This is a genomic window from Sphingobacterium psychroaquaticum (genome assembly GCF_900177625.1).
Classification (GTDB): domain Bacteria; phylum Bacteroidota; class Bacteroidia; order Sphingobacteriales; family Sphingobacteriaceae; genus Sphingobacterium; species Sphingobacterium psychroaquaticum.
In genome coordinates this window covers 62,729-79,669 of the sequence record NZ_FXAU01000007.1, presented here as the reverse complement: position 1 = coordinate 79,669, position 16,941 = coordinate 62,729, and the positions used below count along the sequence as shown (strand labels likewise).

The following is a 16,941-nucleotide window of genomic DNA, read 5'->3' as shown; positions in this document are numbered from 1 at the left end:
TGCCATAAACTCAGATATTATGAAAAATTTTTTATTGACGGCACTTGGGACATTCTGTGCTCTTGCTGGCGTTATAGCACAAGAAAATAGTCCTTGCGACACCCCGCAAAAGACGAATTCCGATAAAAAATCATTGGAGAAAGTCTCCGTTACTAGCGGCGATAAAATAGAAGAAAAAGCGCGTTATAAAGTTTTCGCAAGTCCAAGCAATAAAACGACACCTCAACAAACGATGATCGAAATTCCCGTTGCAAAACCTAATACGCTCTATGAGTTTAATACGCAAATAAAAACACTTTCTGGAAAAGGTAGTGTTAAAATGCCAGGAACAGAATTGCTTGATCTTGCAGAAAGAAGAAGAGATTCCCTCATGCAGAAGAATAGTATTATCAAAATAAGAACAATACCGATAAAATAGAATCTAAAAAGCCGAAATGCGATAACACACCCCGGCTTTTAAGTAGAAGCTTACGATGTAATTACATCTTAAGACCAATTTCACGTAAACGTTCATCGAGATACTGTCCAGCAGTATAATCTTCATACAATTTCGGATACGTTTCTGATACTGTAGAAGGCAAACTCGCCAGGCTCATTGCTGCTTTCGGGTGCAAGAAAAACGGCACAGAATAACGAGAGGTCTTCATCAATTCACGTGGCGGATTTACCACACGGTGCGTTGTAGACTTCAACTTATTATTAGTCAATCGCTGCAACATATCACCCACATTAACGACAATATCTTCGCCTTTTGCCTTGATTGGAAACCAATCTCCCTCTTTCGTCATCACTTCTAAACCATCTGCACTAGCCCCAATCAGTAACGTGATTAAGTTAATATCTTCATGGGCCCCAGCGCGTACCGCATCCGGTGAAATTGCATCAGGATTTTCTATTGGAAAATAATGAATAGCCCGTAAAATCGAGTTGCCATTAATTACATATTGTTCAAAATAATCCTCTTCCAATGCCAAATAAGTAGCAATAGCTTTAAGCAGGTTTCGTCCTGCATCCTCCAATTTTTTATACACCTCCGCTGTTACTGCATTAAATCGAGGTAATTCTTCTACCAATGGATTATCTGGAAAATCGGCTTTACTATACGTCTCGCCAACAATCGTTTGACCGCGCTGCCAAAACTCCTTCAGATCGGGCGTATTAGCATCTTTCGCCTTCTCTCTACCCTTGGCCGTATAGCCGCGTTGTCCGGCAAGCTCAGGAAACTCATACTTTCGTTTAGTTTCCTCTTCTTGATCAAAAAAAGCCTTTACTACGGCATACAGCTCATCGATTAAATCTTGGCTTAAGCCATGGTTAGCGATCGTTACAAACCCCGTCTCGTTAAATGCTTTTCCAATATCTTGTGCAAATTGGTGACGTTGCTCGGCGGTACCTTCTGTATATTGTAGAAGGTCCAATCTCGGAATGTTTACTAATGCCATAGTTTTTGTAAATTTGTATACAAAGGTAACAGAATAATAATGGCATAAACCTAAATGATGTTTGTAATGCCACAAAAAACCAATATAAACAACAGTAATACAGCAATTAAAGTTTTCAACATTCAAAAAAAAGCGATAAAATACTCCCTTCTTTCTACAGCCGTTCTGTTTTCGCCCATATTTTATCTTTTTTATTCAAAAGCCTTGTTTTCTAAAATACAATCTCGTAGATTTGTTATGCTTGCATAGCAAATTAAAATCAGATTATGAGCCAAGATAATACTATAGACTACTTTTTAAAGACGAGCTGGCAGAACGTCGCCAATAAGTATAATGTCATTGCCAGTCAATACGGGTTCACCCAGGCGGCAGGTTACATTTTGATAAACATTCACAAAGACGGGACCTCTGTTTCACAAATCGCTAATTCTACGGGTGTCAAAACAACTTCCCTATCTAGAGTGTTAAGTAATTTAGAATCACTAGGTTTTATTTATCGCGAGGTAAATGCTTCCGACAAACGTTCGGTAAAAGTATACCTTACAGCATTAGGAAAAGAAAAGCGAAAAATTGCTAAAGATGTGGTTCGGGAGTTCAATGAGCATCTGGAGTCTCATTTAACAGAAAAAGAAAAAGCTCAGCTCATCAAATCTTTACAACGGATCAACGAGCTAGCAGCAACATACGCTCCAAAAGTAGAAGAAGCTATTTGATAATATAAATTAATAAATCGCTTGGCAGGCAATCTGTTCGAACAAAGAAATATTGTTATAAACCAAAACAGCGCGTCTCCAGCATGATTAAATGATAAATAGTATGCATACAAACAGAAATATTAGAAAAGTTGCTGTCCTTGGCTCGGGTGTAATGGGCTCTCGGATCGCTTGTCACTTTGCCAACATCGGTGTGGAGGTGCTACTTTTAGATATCGTTCCGCGTGAGCTATTGCCAGCAGAGGAAGCCAAGGGCTTAACCTTAGAACACCCTGCTGTACGCAACCGCATTGTAAACAGCTCGCTTGAAACAGCTTTAAAAACAAACCCTTCCCCTATTTATAGCAAAAGCTATATTTCACGCGTAAAAACCGGGAATTTTGACGATAACATGAAAGATATTGCTCAATATGATTGGGTTATCGAAGTGGTTGTCGAACGCTTAGACATTAAAAAATCTGTTTTCGAACAGGTTGAACAATACCGTAAACCGGGGACCTTAATTACATCCAACACCTCGGGTATCCCTATTCACTTGATGACAGAAGGTCGTTCGGATGATTTTAAAGCGCATTTCTGCGGCACACACTTTTTCAATCCGCCCCGTTACTTAGAGCTTCTCGAAATAATCCCAACGCCAGCCACCAAACCAGAGGTTGTTGACTTTTTGGTTCATTTTGGTGACAAAATGTTGGGAAAAACAGTCGTACTATGTAAAGACACGCCTGCATTTATCGGAAACCGTGTCGGTGTATACTCTATGTTAGCGGTTGCCCACCTCGTAGAGCAGATGGGCCTAACGGTTGAAGAAGTCGACAAATATACGGGACCAGCAATGGGACACCCTAAGTCGGCAACATTCCGAACAGCTGATGTTGTCGGGCTAGACACGCTGGTAAACGTCGCTAACGGTCTGACACAAAATGCACCGAATGATGAAGCAAAAGGGGCATTTCAACTCCCGGCCTATCTGACAAAAATGGTAGAAAACAAATGGCTTGGAGAGAAATCAAAACAAGGGTTCTACAAAAAAGTCAAGGATGAACAAGGCAATTCGGCCATTCTTTCCTTAGACCTAAAGACGCTTGAATATAAAGAGCAAACAAAAGTCAAATCCGCCACCCTTGAAGCAACGAAACCTGTCGAAGATATCCGCAAGCGGATGAAGGTTTATGAAAAAGGAACGGACACAGCAGGGCAGTTTTTTCGCGCCATGCATTATCCTTTGTTTGAATATGTGTCGCACCGCGTACCAGAGATAACCGATGATTTTTATCGAATTGACGACGCAATGCGCGCTGGTTTTGGTTGGGAAATAGGCCCCTTCGAAGTGTGGGATGCACTAGGCGTACGTGAAACAATAGAAAAAATAAAAACCGAAGAAAAGCGCCTTCCCGGACAAACAGGTACGGTAGCAACTTGGGTACAAGAGATGCTGGACGCAGGGGTCGAATCCTTTTATAAAGTGATCGACGGCGTGCGCAACTACTACGATATCAAAACAAAATCATACCTCCCAATCCCAGGCACAGAAGATCTGATTGTATTAGATCATATCCGGGAGAGCAAAACGATATGGAAAAATACCGGGGTCACGATTACTGACTTGGGCGACGGCATCATCAATTGTGAATTTCATACGAAGATGAACACAATTGGCGGTGATGTTATTCAAGGCATAAATAAAGCGATTGACATCGCAGAAAAGGAATACCGGGGGCTGGTAATCACCAATGAAGGCAAGAACTTCTCCGCCGGTGCAAACATCGGGATGATCTTTATGATGGCAGTAGAGCAGGATTATGATGAATTAAACATGTCGGTTCGTATGTTCCAAAATACTTCCATGCGTATCCGTTACTCTTCTATCCCTGTTGTCGTTGCCCCATTCCAGATGACATTAGGTGGTGGCTGTGAGTTCTCCATGCATGCTGATTTTGTACAGCTTCATGCAGAAACTTATATGGGCCTTGTAGAGTTCGGTGTTGGTGTAATCCCTGGCGGAGGAGGGACAAAGGAGTTTGCATTACGCGCTTCCGATGAGTTTAGAGCGGACCAGATTACGCAGAACACTTTACGCGAGCGGTTCCTTACGGTAGGTCAAGCGAAGGTGTCAACTTCAGCTGTTGAAGCGGCTGAGCTAGGTTACCTGGAAGCCGGTAAATATGCGATTACAATGAATCGGAAACGCCTGCTTGCGGATGCTAAGGCAAAAGCACTTGAACTTGCGAATGCGGGTTATGTACAGCCAGCACCACGTAACAACATTAAAGTATTGGGTAATCAAGGTCTAGGTATTGTTTATGTGGGGGCATCGTCTATGCGTGCAGGAAACTACATCTCTGACCACGATAAAAAGATTTCCGAAAAATTAGGATGGGTGATGTGTGGCGGCAACTTATCTGCACCAACAGAAGTATCAGAACAATACTTACTTGATATGGAACGGAAAGCCTTCTTAGAGCTTTGCGCTGAGCGCAAAACCGTAGAGCGAATTCAATTTATGCTCACGAAGGGAAAACCATTGCGCAATTAGAGAGTAGATGGCAGGGAGTAGATTGTAGAGACACAAATCCCGAAGGGCTCAGTGTAGCTAAATTTTGTGTCTAAAACTAAAAAAATAACAAAACATGGAAGCATACATCATAGCAGGATATCGCACAGCAGTAGGCAAAGCCCCACGTGGAGCTTTCCGATTTATGCGTGCAGACGATTTAGCCGCTGACGTCATAAAGCAGCTCGTGGCGAGTGTCCCTAATCTTAATGTTGAAGAAATAGACGACGTGATTGTCGGAAATGCCATGCCAGAGGCTGAACAAGGACTTAACGTAGGTCGTTTGATTTCTCTGATGGGTTTAAATACAGATAAAGTCCCAGGAGTAACTGTAAACCGTTACTGTGCATCTGGACTAGAAACTATTGCAACAGCTGTTGCTAAAATAAAAGCCGGTATGGCCGATTGTATTATTGCCGGAGGGGTGGAGGTTATGTCAGGCATGCCTTTCGGGGGATGGAAAATTGTACCAAACCCCGTGGTGGCAAAAGAAAATCCAGATTGGTACTGGGGAATGGGCCTTACCGCTGAAGCTGTAGCAAAAGAGTACAATGTTTCACGTGCCGATCAGGACGCCTTTGCCTTACGCTCACACCAAAAAGCAATCGAGGCACAGAAGAATGGCTATTTAAATGCGGGTATCGTGCCGATTACCGTTACCGAGAACTACGTCAAAGATGGAAAAATCGCACAACGGACGTATACGGTAGACCGTGATGAGGGTCCGCGCGCGGACACAACTACTGATGCTTTAGCCAAATTACGCCCTGTGTTCGCTGCTGATGGCTGTGTAACAGCCGGAAATTCTTCACAAACATCGGATGGCGCGGCTTTTGTATTAGTCGTTTCAGAGACCAAACTTAAAGAACTTGGCGTTAAACCTATTGCCCGGCTAGTCAGTTATGCCGCAGCAGGTGTCCCTCCAAGGATTATGGGCATAGGTCCAATCTATGCTATTCCAAAAGCGCTAAAGCAAGCTAATCTAAAAAAGGAAGATCTCAGCTTGATCGAACTCAACGAAGCATTTGCTTCCCAATCTCTTGCCGTCATTCGAGAACTCGGCCTGGATGAATCCAAAGTAAATATTAACGGTGGCGCTATAGCCTTGGGACACCCACTCGGTTGTACTGGAGCCAAGCTAACGGTTCAATTGTTGAATGATCTTCAGCGACGAAAAGAGAAATACGGAATGGTAACAATGTGCGTAGGAACCGGACAGGGAGCTGCGGGAATATTCGAAATGTTAGATTAATTTATAAACTGAAAATAACATGGAAGCAAATAAAAAAACAATCAAAGGCGGAGAATTTGTAATTCGCGAAACAGCATATACAGACATCTTTATTCCTGAAGAGTTTGATGAAGAGGCAAAGATGATACGCCAAACCTGCCTGGACTTTCTCGAAGCGGAAGTCTTGGACAACCTCGATCGTATAGACGCACAAGAGGAAGGTTTGATGCAAAGTCTGATGGATAAAGCGGGCGAATTGGGTATGCTAGGCGTATCTATTCCAGAAGAATACGGTGGTTTTGGCAAAAACTTCAACACTTCCATGCTTGTTGCAGAAGCTGTTGGGGGAGGCTTCTCTTTTGCCGTCGCCCTATCAGCACATACAGGAATTGGAACTTTACCCATTTTGTACTACGGTAATGCCGAGCAAAAAACCAAATATATCCCCAAGCTCGCTACCGGCGAGTGGAAGGCTGCTTATTGTTTAACGGAGCCAAATGCGGGGTCGGATGCAAACTCGGGACGTACCGCAGCGAAGCTAAATCCAGAAGGCACACATTACTTGATCAACGGTCAAAAGATGTGGATTACTAATGGTGGGTTTGCCGATATCTTTATTGTATTTGCTAAAATTGACGACGATAAAAACCTAACTGCATTTATTGTAGAGAAAGACTTTGGAGGAATCACAATGAATCCAGAGGAGCATAAGCTGGGCATCAAAGGTTCTTCTACCCGCCAGATCTTTTTTAATGACTGTGCGGTTCCGGTTGAAAATATGCTATCCACGCGTGAGAATGGTTTTAAAATCGCTGTAAACATCTTAAATATCGGCCGTATTAAACTGGGTGCCGCAACGATAGGATCGGCTCGTATGGTGGCTTCACAAGCTGTAAAATACGCGAACGAACGGGTTCAGTTTAACCTACCGATTTCTAAATTTGGTGCTATTCGTTATAAGCTGGCAGAAATGGCGACTCGCCTTTATGCCAATGAATCGGCCGCTTATCGGGCTGGACAAAATATAGACGATGCCTTTGAATCGTTGGTCGCTGGCGGTATGAGCGAGGCGGATGCAAAGCTTAAATCCGTGGAACAATTTGCGATCGAATGTGCCATCATCAAGGTATGGGGATCCGAAATGTTGGATTATGTGGTCGATGAAGGCGTACAGATTTACGGTGGTATGGGCTATTCAGCAGAAGCTCCAATGGAAAGAGCTTATCGCGATTCACGAATCAACCGGATCTTTGAGGGCACCAACGAAGTCAACCGTCTTCTTGTTGTAGACATGCTTTTAAAACGCGCCATGAAAGGCGAGCTTGACCTCATGGGTCCAGCAACAGCGGTAGCCAATGAGCTGATGTCTATTCCTGACTTTGCGGAAGAAGATGAGACTCCTTTTGCCGCAGAAAAGAAAATATTGGCCAACCTAAAAAAAGCGGGACTTCTTGTGGCAGGTGCAGCCGTACAGAAACTTATGATGTCTCTATCTAAAGAAGAGGAAATATTAATGAATATTGCAGATGTGATAGGTTATATCTACGTTGCTGAATCAGTATTACTGCGTGCCGAAAAAATTCATCACACCCAAGGTGCAGATGCAGCAAGCTACCCGGTAGATATGGCTCGAGTATATCTGTATAGCACGATAGATAAAGTATATGTTGCGGCTAAAGAAGCATTGTATTCGTTCGGTGAAGGCGATGAGTTGAAAATGATGTTAGTTGGTTTACGTCGCTTTACAAAAGCAGAACCGTTTAATGTTAAAGACGCGAGACAACGTATTGCTAAAAAGATGATCGACGATAATAAATACAATTTTTAAGGTTACATAGTTTTGTTTAATGAGGCTCTCAAAATTTAGTTTTGAGAGCCTTTTTTGTGTTCTTGAAAAAATAGTCTACTAAAAAGATAGATTATATAAATATTATTTATATTTTCGCAAAACACTCGTTATCAAGAGGCATTGACAACGACAATTTGAATACGGACATAATTATTCATACAACATGGAACCATCTTACTACACCCAAACAACAAACCGACTTCGACAACGACGGCTTAGTACCTCTTCTACCTACTCGACTTCCCGAATGCGAATGTGTTGCTAAAGACACCCTCTACCTAACCACAATATCCAAACAACATATATACATATTTATGAAAAAAGAACTTTTTCAAGTAGCCTTGCTATTTGCCGGCCTCTCGATAGGCTATATAGAAACCGCTCGCGCACAGGTCGAAACAAAACCCATTATTAATGCGTCCTTAACAGGAACTATTATTGATGCCGAGACCAAAGAACCACTAGAAGGTGTCACCGTACAGCTGGATGCCGTAACGCACCAAGTCAAAACAGATAGGCAAGGCTTTTTCCAATTTGTGACCGGACAAAAACTCCCTTTCACCTTAATCGTAAGCAGAGTGGGTTACCAAACGCGTCGTCTAGTGATAGAGACCTCGCCAACCCAGATTGAATTAACCCCCAGTTTAGCCTCTCTAGAACAAGTAACCGTAACCTCCCGTCGTCGGAAAGAACAAATACAAGAAGTCCCCATTCCCATCTCTTTAATCCGCGGTACAACACTCGAAGAAGCAGGGGCATTTAATGTAAACCGATTAAAAGAGCTCATTCCTACCGTTCAACTCTATGCATCCAACGCCCGCAACACGACACTTAATATTCGCGGTTTGGGTTCCACTTATGGCTTAACCAACGACGGTATTGATCCCGGTGTTGGTTTCTATCTTGATGGCGTTTATCTAGCGCGTCCTGCCGCCACCGCATTAGATTTTATAGATATTGAACAAATAGAGGTGCTTCGTGGTCCCCAAGGCACACTATTTGGTAAGAACACAACTTCAGGTGCTTTCAATATAACATCACGTTTACCACAGTTTAAGCCAGAAGCAACGTTTGAAGCCAGTTACGGGAACTACGGCTATGTACAAGCCAAAACATCCATCACTGGTCCTTTGTCCAGCAAACTTGCGGCACGTATCTCATTTTCAGGCACACAGCGAGATGGAACGCTCTTCAATGTACACACTAACCGAAACATCAACAACACCAATAATCTTGGTCTGCGAGGACAACTTCTTTACACCCCAACTGATGATGTGAAGATCGTTCTAGCGGCCGACAAAACAACCCAACGCCCAGATGGTTACGGTTGGGGGGTTGCCGGCGTTGTCACCACAAAACGAGCGGCATATAGGCAATTTAATGCGATAATTGACGATTTAGGCTATACCCTACCTTATCAAAGTGCATTCGAACGCAAAATCGATCTCGATACACAATCCAAAGCCGACAATGAACTCGGAGGCGTTTCGCTTACCGCCGATGTAAAAATAGGTAACGGCACCTTAACTTCAACGTCGGCCTGGCGCTATTGGGACTGGGTTCCGTTAAACGACCGTGACTATATTGGTCTTCCTGTTTTCACCATATCTGCCGGCAATTCTAAACATAACCAATGGTCGCAAGAGTTTCGATACTCCGGAAAGATCAGCGAGTCTGTCAGCGGCGTAGTTGGTTTGTTTGGTCTATGGCAAGACCTTAACACCGATCCCGTGCATACCGAGGAAGGAGGCTCTGCTTTATGGCGCTTCGCACAATCATCCACCAGTGCCTTATGGAAAACGCCGGGCCTTTTCGATAATTTTGGTATAAAAACAACCTATGGCATTCGCAGTACGAGCTTAGCAGCCTACACACAAATAGACTGGGCGATCACACCGAAATTACATCTACTTCCAGGATTACGGTATAACTACGACAAGAAAAAAGCCGATTATGATCGTCAGCGCTACGGTGGACTCGAGACAACGGACCCCGCGTTACTCGCACTTAAAAACAGTATCTATAGCAATCAGTCTTTTAATACAGATGCCTCCGCGGATAATATCTCCGGACAGCTTTCGATACAATATAAAGTCAACAGTCAGCTCAATGGTTATGCCACTTATGCAATTAGCTATAAACCGGTCGGCATCAATGTTGGTGGTTTACCGACAGCTAATGGCGAAGTCCTGTTGGATTTAGCACGCGTAAAACCGGAAGCCGTAAACCATAAAGAATTTGGTTTAAAATCTAATCCGACTAAGAACTCGATCCTAAACATTACCTTCTACCAAACGGACATCAAAGACTACCAAACGCAAGTACAAACCCCAGACCCAGGGGTAAACAGGGGCTACCTAGCGAATGCCGAGAAAGTACGCGTAAAAGGTATCGAGCTTGATGGAAGTGTCAGAATTGGGCAGCACCTCCGCTTTAATACCGCCTTAGCTTATACCGACGGAAAGTATGTGAAGTTTACCAATGCACCGGTTCCACTCGAAGAAGTCGGAGGACCAGAGGCCTTCAAAGATATCTCTGGAGGCGCACTTCCTGGTATATCAAAGTGGTCCGGTTCCTTCGGCGGAGAAGTAAACACAGAAGGAAACCTACTTGGTCTGTCCGGGAACTTCTTCTTAGCGGCCGATCTTTTCTTCCGCTCCAAATTTTCATCGAGCCCCTCCCCTTCCGAATATCTTAATATCGACGCATATAGCTTGATTAACGCACGTGTAGGCTTCCGTGCAAACAATGGTGTCTCGGTCTTGGTATGGAGCCGCAATTTAACCAACAAAGATTACTACGAACAACTACTTGCTGCACCAGGAAGCTACGGGCAATACGCTGGCATTGTCGGCGACCCTCGTACCTATGGCGTGACATTACGATATAGCTGGAAATAATCCTTCTATGAAATGATGGTAACAATTCTTTGATGCTGAGATATAACAATGTCGAAAGGGTGGTAATTCCTATAAATTGTGTACTTTCACGACAATTTTATCAGGAAGCTGATCAACTTAAACATTATTATGTCCACATCAAAGAAAATTACCTTCACGGAAGATTGGGTTGTTGTAATTCTAGGATTAGCCATTATATTTTTGGCTTTATTAGGTGTTAACATTCCTAAACCTTCGTTTTCATGGGAAACAATCGAAGTACTAAGCACAAAAATCCTTGGCGCAGACAATTTACTTAAAATAGGTGGGCAGTTTTTATTGGTTTATGGTATTGCCATTTTGGGTGCCTTTCTATTAGGCAAACCCGTTAAGCACCTGTTAACTGTTTTTCCGATCGTTTTTGTCGTCACGCTTATTGCTTTGGTTATCGCAGGAAACAATGTTGTCAAAGAATATAACCTAGAGGCCGTTATTTTCAGTTTAGCCATCGGCCTTGCTATCAGTAATTTTTTCAAACTACCAAACTGGTTTAAAGAAGCTTTGTCCACAGAGCTCTATGTAAAAATAGGCTTAGTTCTCCTCGGAACCACCGTTATTTTTGGGGACATTCTAAAGGCGGGTTCATTGGGCCTTATTCAAGCCTTGGTGGTTGTTATCTCGGTATGGTATTTTGCGTTTTGGCTTTGTAAAAAGCTTAAGATCGATGAAGAGATGTCAATGATGCTCTCAAGCGCAGTTTCAATCTGCGGTGTCTCGGCAGCCATAGCGACCTCTGGCGCAATAAAAGGTGATTCGAAAAAGCTGTCTTATGTCATCTCTTTGGTATTAATCACCGCTATTCCGATGATGATTTTTATGCCATACATGGCCAACTGGATGGGTCTATCCCAAGAGGTGACCGGCGCCTGGCTCGGCGGTAGTATCGACACCACAGGGGCCGTTGTCGCTTCAGGCTCCCTTGTTGGCGATGAAGCTTTAAAAATCAGTACTATTGTTAAATTCTCCCAAAACGTATTATTAGGAATTGCAGCATTTGCGATCAGTATCTATTGGACATATTCCAAATCTAAGAGTGCCGAAAATGCAGAGAAGCCGACCCTTAAAGTTATCTGGGATCGCTTTCCAAAATTTGTCCTCGGCTTTATATTTGCCTCTCTTCTATTTTCATTCGTAATATCTCCCGAAAAGATTGACACCGTAAAAGATGGGCTTAAAAGTGTTCAAGGTCTTTGGTTTACCCTTGCTTTTACATCCATTGGGCTAGAAACAAATTTCAAGGACTTATTTGTACACAACAACAAAAAGCCCTTGTACGCCTTTCTTATTGCACAAACATTTAATGTGATTGTGACATTATTGGTGGCGTTAGTATTGTTTGGATAATACTTTTTGTTCGCTACTTTTTTATCAATGGCTTAAGCAAATATTCTAAGCCATTGAGTTTTATTTCGTAGAGGGTTGCAAGCTGTACACCTAGCTTTCCGGCAGGGAATCCCTTTTGGTGGAACCAAACCAGGTATGGCTCAGGCAAATTACATAACAACCAACCTTGATACTTGCCAAAAGGCATTTTTGTGTTGGCCAATTCTACCAAAATATCCGGGTTGAGCATGCCGTTGTTAGTCTCTTGTTTTGCCATTTTTTAATCGGTGTAAAAGTAACCGTGCCGCAATAACCCCATGGTTTATTATATTCGGCACTGTACCGTAGTATTTCTTAAAAATATCATACCGTTCTTTAAGGCTCTCCCGGTGCCGTTGCTGGGACATGCCTCCGACAAGATACTTCGCTACATACTGATTGACATTAACAATCTTATCTGCCTTTTGTGCTGCACGGATAATCCAATCTATATCGGCACTCAAGCGATACTGCATATCGTAAGGCTCGGCAATACTCCGTTTTATATAAATGGCCTGATGACAGACATTCATGCCATATTTAAACGATTTCCAATCAAATTTCTTTGGCGCCTTATGACGCCTATCTCCCAATATATTACGATCCTCATCCACCAATTTGGTTTCCCCATAGTAGATATCAGCATTCTCCGCACTCGAAAACACTTTCTCTAAGGTCATATCTTCATACAATTCATCGCCGGAGTTTAAAAACAAGACGTAATCTCCTGTCGCTAAGGCCAGTCCCTTGTTCATCGCATCATAAATCCCCTTATCTTTTTCGGAGACTAGTACTGAAATCTCTTCCCGATACTGCTCAATAACCTCCAATGTGCCGTCCGTAGAAAGACCATCTACCACAATATATTCTATATTAGGATAGGTCTGCTTCATTACAGAACGAATGGTGTATTCAATGTCTCTGACATTATTATACACAATAGTAATAATCGAAATCTTGGGTGTCAGCACGTTTTATTTTTTAGAGAATTTTTTCATTAAAAAACGAACAGCACGTTCAAGCAAATTACCTTTTCGATGCGCATAAAAATATTTTATCGATTCATACGCCTTTTTGTGCTCTTCAATTTCTGTTGGGAAATACTTTATCTTAGTAGTAGCCAGTTCAACACGGTATACATTATCTACATCGGAATGCGTTCCGGATCCATCGGTACCAATATTTTGGGTCATGGAGCTTCGCGGATACAAAACCAGCCCATTTTGATTAAAAACGGAAAGATACCAACGAATAGCCCACGAATTAATCTTTCCTGCTTTAAAATCCTTTACTTGCTTCCAGAAGTTCTCTTTACCATCAATACTAAAGCGGCGGATATCCTTCCGCTTAAAATCTTTTGTTAGGACATCAATATCCGGGTTAAATTTATCCCAGCTTCGTTTCCAGGTCGCCCAGCCCCAACTATTGGCCACACGAAAGAAAAAGGATTTTGGTAATCGCTTTGGGTGTTGTACCGGGTACATATAACCACTAATCTGCATCACCCGTTCTTCCTCCACATAACAATCCAAGGCATCATTAAAGAAAGTCAACGCATAGGGCGAAGTGACAAGGTCGTCTTCTAACACGATAATACGTCCATGCTCATTCACCACTTTCGTTACCCCATCAATCACATTCTCTGCAAGTCCAATATTTTTTGTGCGCTCTATGATATGAATATGTTTGAACTCCCATGGTTCACGGATAATAGCACGTACTTGATTAACAAGTTCAATCGCATCTGCATTTTTAGGGCCATCCGATACTATATAAAGAACGGATTCTGAAGCCAGTAGATTTTTTTCCAAAGCCACCAATGTCTGCCGTGTGTGCTTCGGTCTATTATAAACAAATAAAACAATGGGAGCTAATTCGCGCATCTATATTCCTAAACAGTTTTGATCCCGGTAAAAAACAACCGTGGATTTATCATGGATAGCACCAATAGCTATGCCAGAAAAAGGTATATGTCTGAATCCTTTTGCTTTCATATATTCGAAAGCTTCTTTGTACTTCTCCCGTTCCGCATCATCTAAGATAATAACCCCCTTATTGCTCAGCTTTTGCATTGCATTCTTTAGACATGCAACACGCTCTCTACCGTCCACTAATACAATGTCAAAATCACTATTTTCATGAAGAATAGCCTCTTGATACGCTTTATCTCCAAGCGGGACGAAAGAAATATCAACATTTGTTGGTAGGTTACCTTTTATCTTAGCGTACCATTCTTCATTATTTTCAATCGACCGAACGGTTTTAACTTGTTTAGCGAAAAAAAAAGTAGAATTTCCAGCACCATACTCAAATAGTGACAGCTCTTTGTTCAACCGCCCTTCAATAAAGTCCAAAAAAGAGTACGTCAGCCAAGGAATAGGTTCGCCTGTAGGCGATAAAGCTTGTTTATGCTTATACGACTGAAGCCAGCCGCGCTGCACAAAATATCCCTTTCCACCGAGTGACAACAGCCCTCGTAAGACCCTTGTGTTTAATAATGACGTGTATGAACCTTCTTGTTTCATAATTATGGTTTTGGTCTAAACTAGCGATTTATTTTGAATGTCTATCAACGATTTTCGATAAAATATTAAGAAAAAATAAAGACCGTAGTAAGATAAATCCTTGCGCCCTGGTTTTCGCAAAAACAAGCAGCGAAAACGTTGATACCGCTTGTGCCAAAACATTTGCTGCTGCTGCCCCAACCATCCCGTATTTAGGAATCAACAACAGGTTCAAAATTATGATGGTTATAGCGCCAAAGAGGGTCCGCAAGAGACTGATCCGTGTTAAGCCTTCGGCAATAAGATACTGCCCACTAGCCGTTCCTAAAAAGGCAAACACACCAGCCCAAGCATTCACTTGTAGCGCCTGTGCTCCAGCCAAGTACTCTGGCTTTAGAAACGTTGCATACAAAAATGGTGCAACAAAAGTAATAGCGAGCGCAATAGTCACGCTGACGACCACCATAAGATCATACAAATTGGTCATCCGCTTCTGGTAGAGCGTAGGTTCGTTCTTACGAAAATTCATAATCGCAGGAAATACCGCCGTACAAATTGCCGTTGCAATGAAAAACCAACTTTCCGTATGTTGTGAAACAACACTATATATACCAGACACACTATTTCCCTTTATCATATCAAGCATGATCTGTCCTACTTTCATATAGAGACTGACGAAAATAGCAGAGAAAGCCAGAGGCCACCCCAACAGCAACAATTGTCGCGCTATAGCCGGGTTGTATTTCCAATTGAAAATAGACTTACCTTGCTTGCGGTAATACCGAATATAACCTACTTGTAACAGGAGAACATCGATCACCAACATGACAATGAATGCAGCGATAGGCGCTTTCAGGAGGACCAGCCCTAGTTTTAACAAGGCAGACAGGATATTTGCTGTCACTTGCACATACATAATGTATTTGCCTTGTGTCTTCGATTGAAAATAACTATCTATAATCTGTGTTGCCTGCACTAAACAGATAAGCGACATCATTACAATTTGCTTAAAAGAGGCAGCAGGTGCATTTGTCCCAAAGTGACTTATCCCGTAATATGTCAAATAAATCAAGGGGATAGCAACCAGTCCGCCGACCAACCGCAATCGTAACGCAGAACCTAATAGCTCATTTTCCTTTTCCGGATGTTGCAATAACTGCCGGGTAACGAGCGCATCCGTTCCGAGGGTACAAATACCTGTAAAAAGAATGATCAGTGGATAGTTTAAGGCTGCAGTAAGCTCCGGCCCTAGATAGTTGGGTAACAGCAAAGCTGTTACCAACATTTTTATAAACAAAGAACCAACACGGGCTAGCATTAACCAGCCCGTATTTTTAAAATATTTGTCGAACGCTTCTGGCGTAAAACCAGGCAATGACGGAATCCTCATACACACGTAATCCTTACAGAATTCTTAAAAGCAATAATTCTCGAGCTTATAATACCGTCAACGATTTCGCAAACTCCTTCAATTTGTGATTATCCGGATCTAGATCGGTAACTAAGTAAGAGACGTCTCGTAACGGGGCAACTCGCATTTTTTGGTTAGAATTCAATTTCTCGGCGATACTAAGAATAACGACCTTTTGTGAAGCTTTGATCATCGCGCGCTTAATTTGTACCACCTCCCAATCCGAGTCGGTAATTCCTTCGTCTACGGACAAACTATTTGTTCCCAGTAGACATAGGTCGACGCGGATTTCAGACAACTCATTAATAACCTGCGCACCAGTGACAATATTGGTATTTCTAGACAATTTGCCCCCAACTAATATAACATCGATATTATCTTTTTCAGCTAATTCTAAGGCAACAAGCGGGCTAATAGTAAAAAAAGTACACTGTACATCATTGGGAATCAAACGTGCTAACTCGATCATGGTTGTCCCACCACCAACCAAAACCGTCATTCCATTTTGGATTAATGAAATAGCCTTTTTAGCAATCTCTTTCTTAGACTCCTTTGCATATACATTTCCGTCTTGAAACGGAAATTGAAATGATTTTGATAGTGCTCCTCCGTATACTTTAAGCACCTGCCCGTTCTCCGCAAGCTCATTCAAATCTCTACGAATAGTATCCTCAGAAACGTTAAGCTGAACACTTAAGTCTGAAGATAACACTTTGTTGTGTAGATTTATTTGGTGAATAATATAGGCTTGTCTTTCTTCCTTTAACATGTTTACATTAATTAGGTTATAATTTTATATGTTTTCAGATGAACCCGCATCTGATGGTTTATTTTTGGTAATACCGGCCTTAAAACGCGGCTTGAACCCTGTTGGGGCACTCGTCGTCGTAGGCTTTGCCTCTACTGCAGGATTATCTTCCTTAACTGGCTCTGCGA

General features: G+C 42.3%; 14 protein-coding genes. 7 read left to right on the top strand and 7 right to left on the bottom strand.

The genetic code is table 11. The features are described from left to right. Positions 1-19: 19 nt before the first annotated feature. Positions 20-418 carry a hypothetical protein gene (locus B9Y69_RS16180; RefSeq protein ID WP_085474028.1) on the top strand — a complete coding sequence of 133 codons (399 nt, stop codon included), beginning with the start codon at positions 20-22 and terminating at the stop codon, positions 416-418. Between the two features lie 61 nt (positions 419-479). Here the strand turns inward: B9Y69_RS16180 and B9Y69_RS16175 are convergent, their stop codons facing one another. Then, on the bottom strand, positions 480-1,442 hold the full coding sequence (locus B9Y69_RS16175) for an isopenicillin N synthase family dioxygenase (protein ID WP_085474027.1): 963 nt from the start codon (positions 1,440-1,442) through the stop codon (positions 480-482). A 266-nt stretch (positions 1,443-1,708) separates the two neighbouring features. Here B9Y69_RS16175 and B9Y69_RS16165 point away from each other — a divergent pair, with 266 nt between their 5' ends. From B9Y69_RS16165 to B9Y69_RS16140, 6 genes are all read left to right on the top strand, one after another. Continuing rightward, a complete protein-coding gene (locus B9Y69_RS16165) occupies positions 1,709-2,155 on the top strand; it encodes a MarR family winged helix-turn-helix transcriptional regulator (RefSeq protein WP_085474025.1) in 447 nt (148 codons plus the stop codon). A gap of 103 nt (positions 2,156-2,258) precedes the next feature. Continuing rightward, complete coding sequence (locus tag B9Y69_RS16160) at positions 2,259-4,691, top strand: 3-hydroxyacyl-CoA dehydrogenase/enoyl-CoA hydratase family protein (protein WP_085474201.1); 2,433 nt, start codon at positions 2,259-2,261, stop codon at positions 4,689-4,691. A gap of 94 nt (positions 4,692-4,785) precedes the next feature. Continuing rightward, positions 4,786-5,961 carry an acetyl-CoA C-acyltransferase gene (locus B9Y69_RS16155; RefSeq protein ID WP_085474024.1) on the top strand — a complete coding sequence of 392 codons (1,176 nt, stop codon included), beginning with the start codon at positions 4,786-4,788 and terminating at the stop codon, positions 5,959-5,961. Between the two features lie 19 nt (positions 5,962-5,980). Beyond that, entirely contained in the window at positions 5,981-7,768 is a 1,788-nt protein-coding gene (locus tag B9Y69_RS16150) for an acyl-CoA dehydrogenase family protein (RefSeq protein ID WP_085474023.1), read from the top strand. A 335-nt stretch (positions 7,769-8,103) separates the two neighbouring features. Beyond that, positions 8,104-10,689 carry a TonB-dependent receptor gene (locus B9Y69_RS16145; protein WP_085474022.1) on the top strand — a complete coding sequence of 862 codons (2,586 nt, stop codon included), beginning with the start codon at positions 8,104-8,106 and terminating at the stop codon, positions 10,687-10,689. Positions 10,690-10,818: 129 nt separating this feature from the next. Next, a complete protein-coding gene (locus B9Y69_RS16140) occupies positions 10,819-12,072 on the top strand; it encodes a YeiH family protein (protein ID WP_085474021.1) in 1,254 nt (417 codons plus the stop codon). A 13-nt stretch (positions 12,073-12,085) separates the two neighbouring features. On the opposite strand, the gene B9Y69_RS16135 is transcribed toward B9Y69_RS16140, so the two are convergent. From B9Y69_RS16135 to B9Y69_RS16110, 6 genes are read right to left on the bottom strand one after another with little or no spacing between them, the layout of a single operon-like run. Continuing rightward, positions 12,086-12,301, bottom strand: coding sequence for a DUF3820 family protein (locus B9Y69_RS16135; RefSeq protein ID WP_085474200.1), 216 nt, complete (start codon positions 12,299-12,301; stop codon positions 12,086-12,088). A gap of 7 nt (positions 12,302-12,308) precedes the next feature. Then, the gene (locus B9Y69_RS16130) at positions 12,309-13,061 is read right to left on the bottom strand and encodes a glycosyltransferase family 2 protein (protein ID WP_134430010.1); all 753 of its coding nucleotides are present in this window, start codon (positions 13,059-13,061) and stop codon (positions 12,309-12,311) included. Positions 13,062-13,064: 3 nt separating this feature from the next. Next, positions 13,065-13,973 (bottom strand): glycosyltransferase, encoded by a 909-nt coding sequence (locus B9Y69_RS16125; RefSeq protein ID WP_085474020.1) that lies wholly within the window; start codon positions 13,971-13,973, stop codon positions 13,065-13,067. Next, positions 13,974-14,615: a class I SAM-dependent methyltransferase gene (locus B9Y69_RS16120; RefSeq protein ID WP_085474019.1), complete on the bottom strand. Its 642-nt coding sequence runs from the start codon at positions 14,613-14,615 to the stop codon at positions 13,974-13,976. A gap of 28 nt (positions 14,616-14,643) precedes the next feature. Beyond that, positions 14,644-15,984 (bottom strand): flippase, encoded by a 1,341-nt coding sequence (locus B9Y69_RS16115; RefSeq protein ID WP_085474018.1) that lies wholly within the window; start codon positions 15,982-15,984, stop codon positions 14,644-14,646. Positions 15,985-16,030: 46 nt separating this feature from the next. Beyond that, a complete protein-coding gene (locus B9Y69_RS16110; protein WP_085474017.1) occupies positions 16,031-16,774 on the bottom strand; it encodes a DeoR/GlpR family DNA-binding transcription regulator in 744 nt (247 codons plus the stop codon). Positions 16,775-16,941 lie beyond the last annotated feature (167 nt).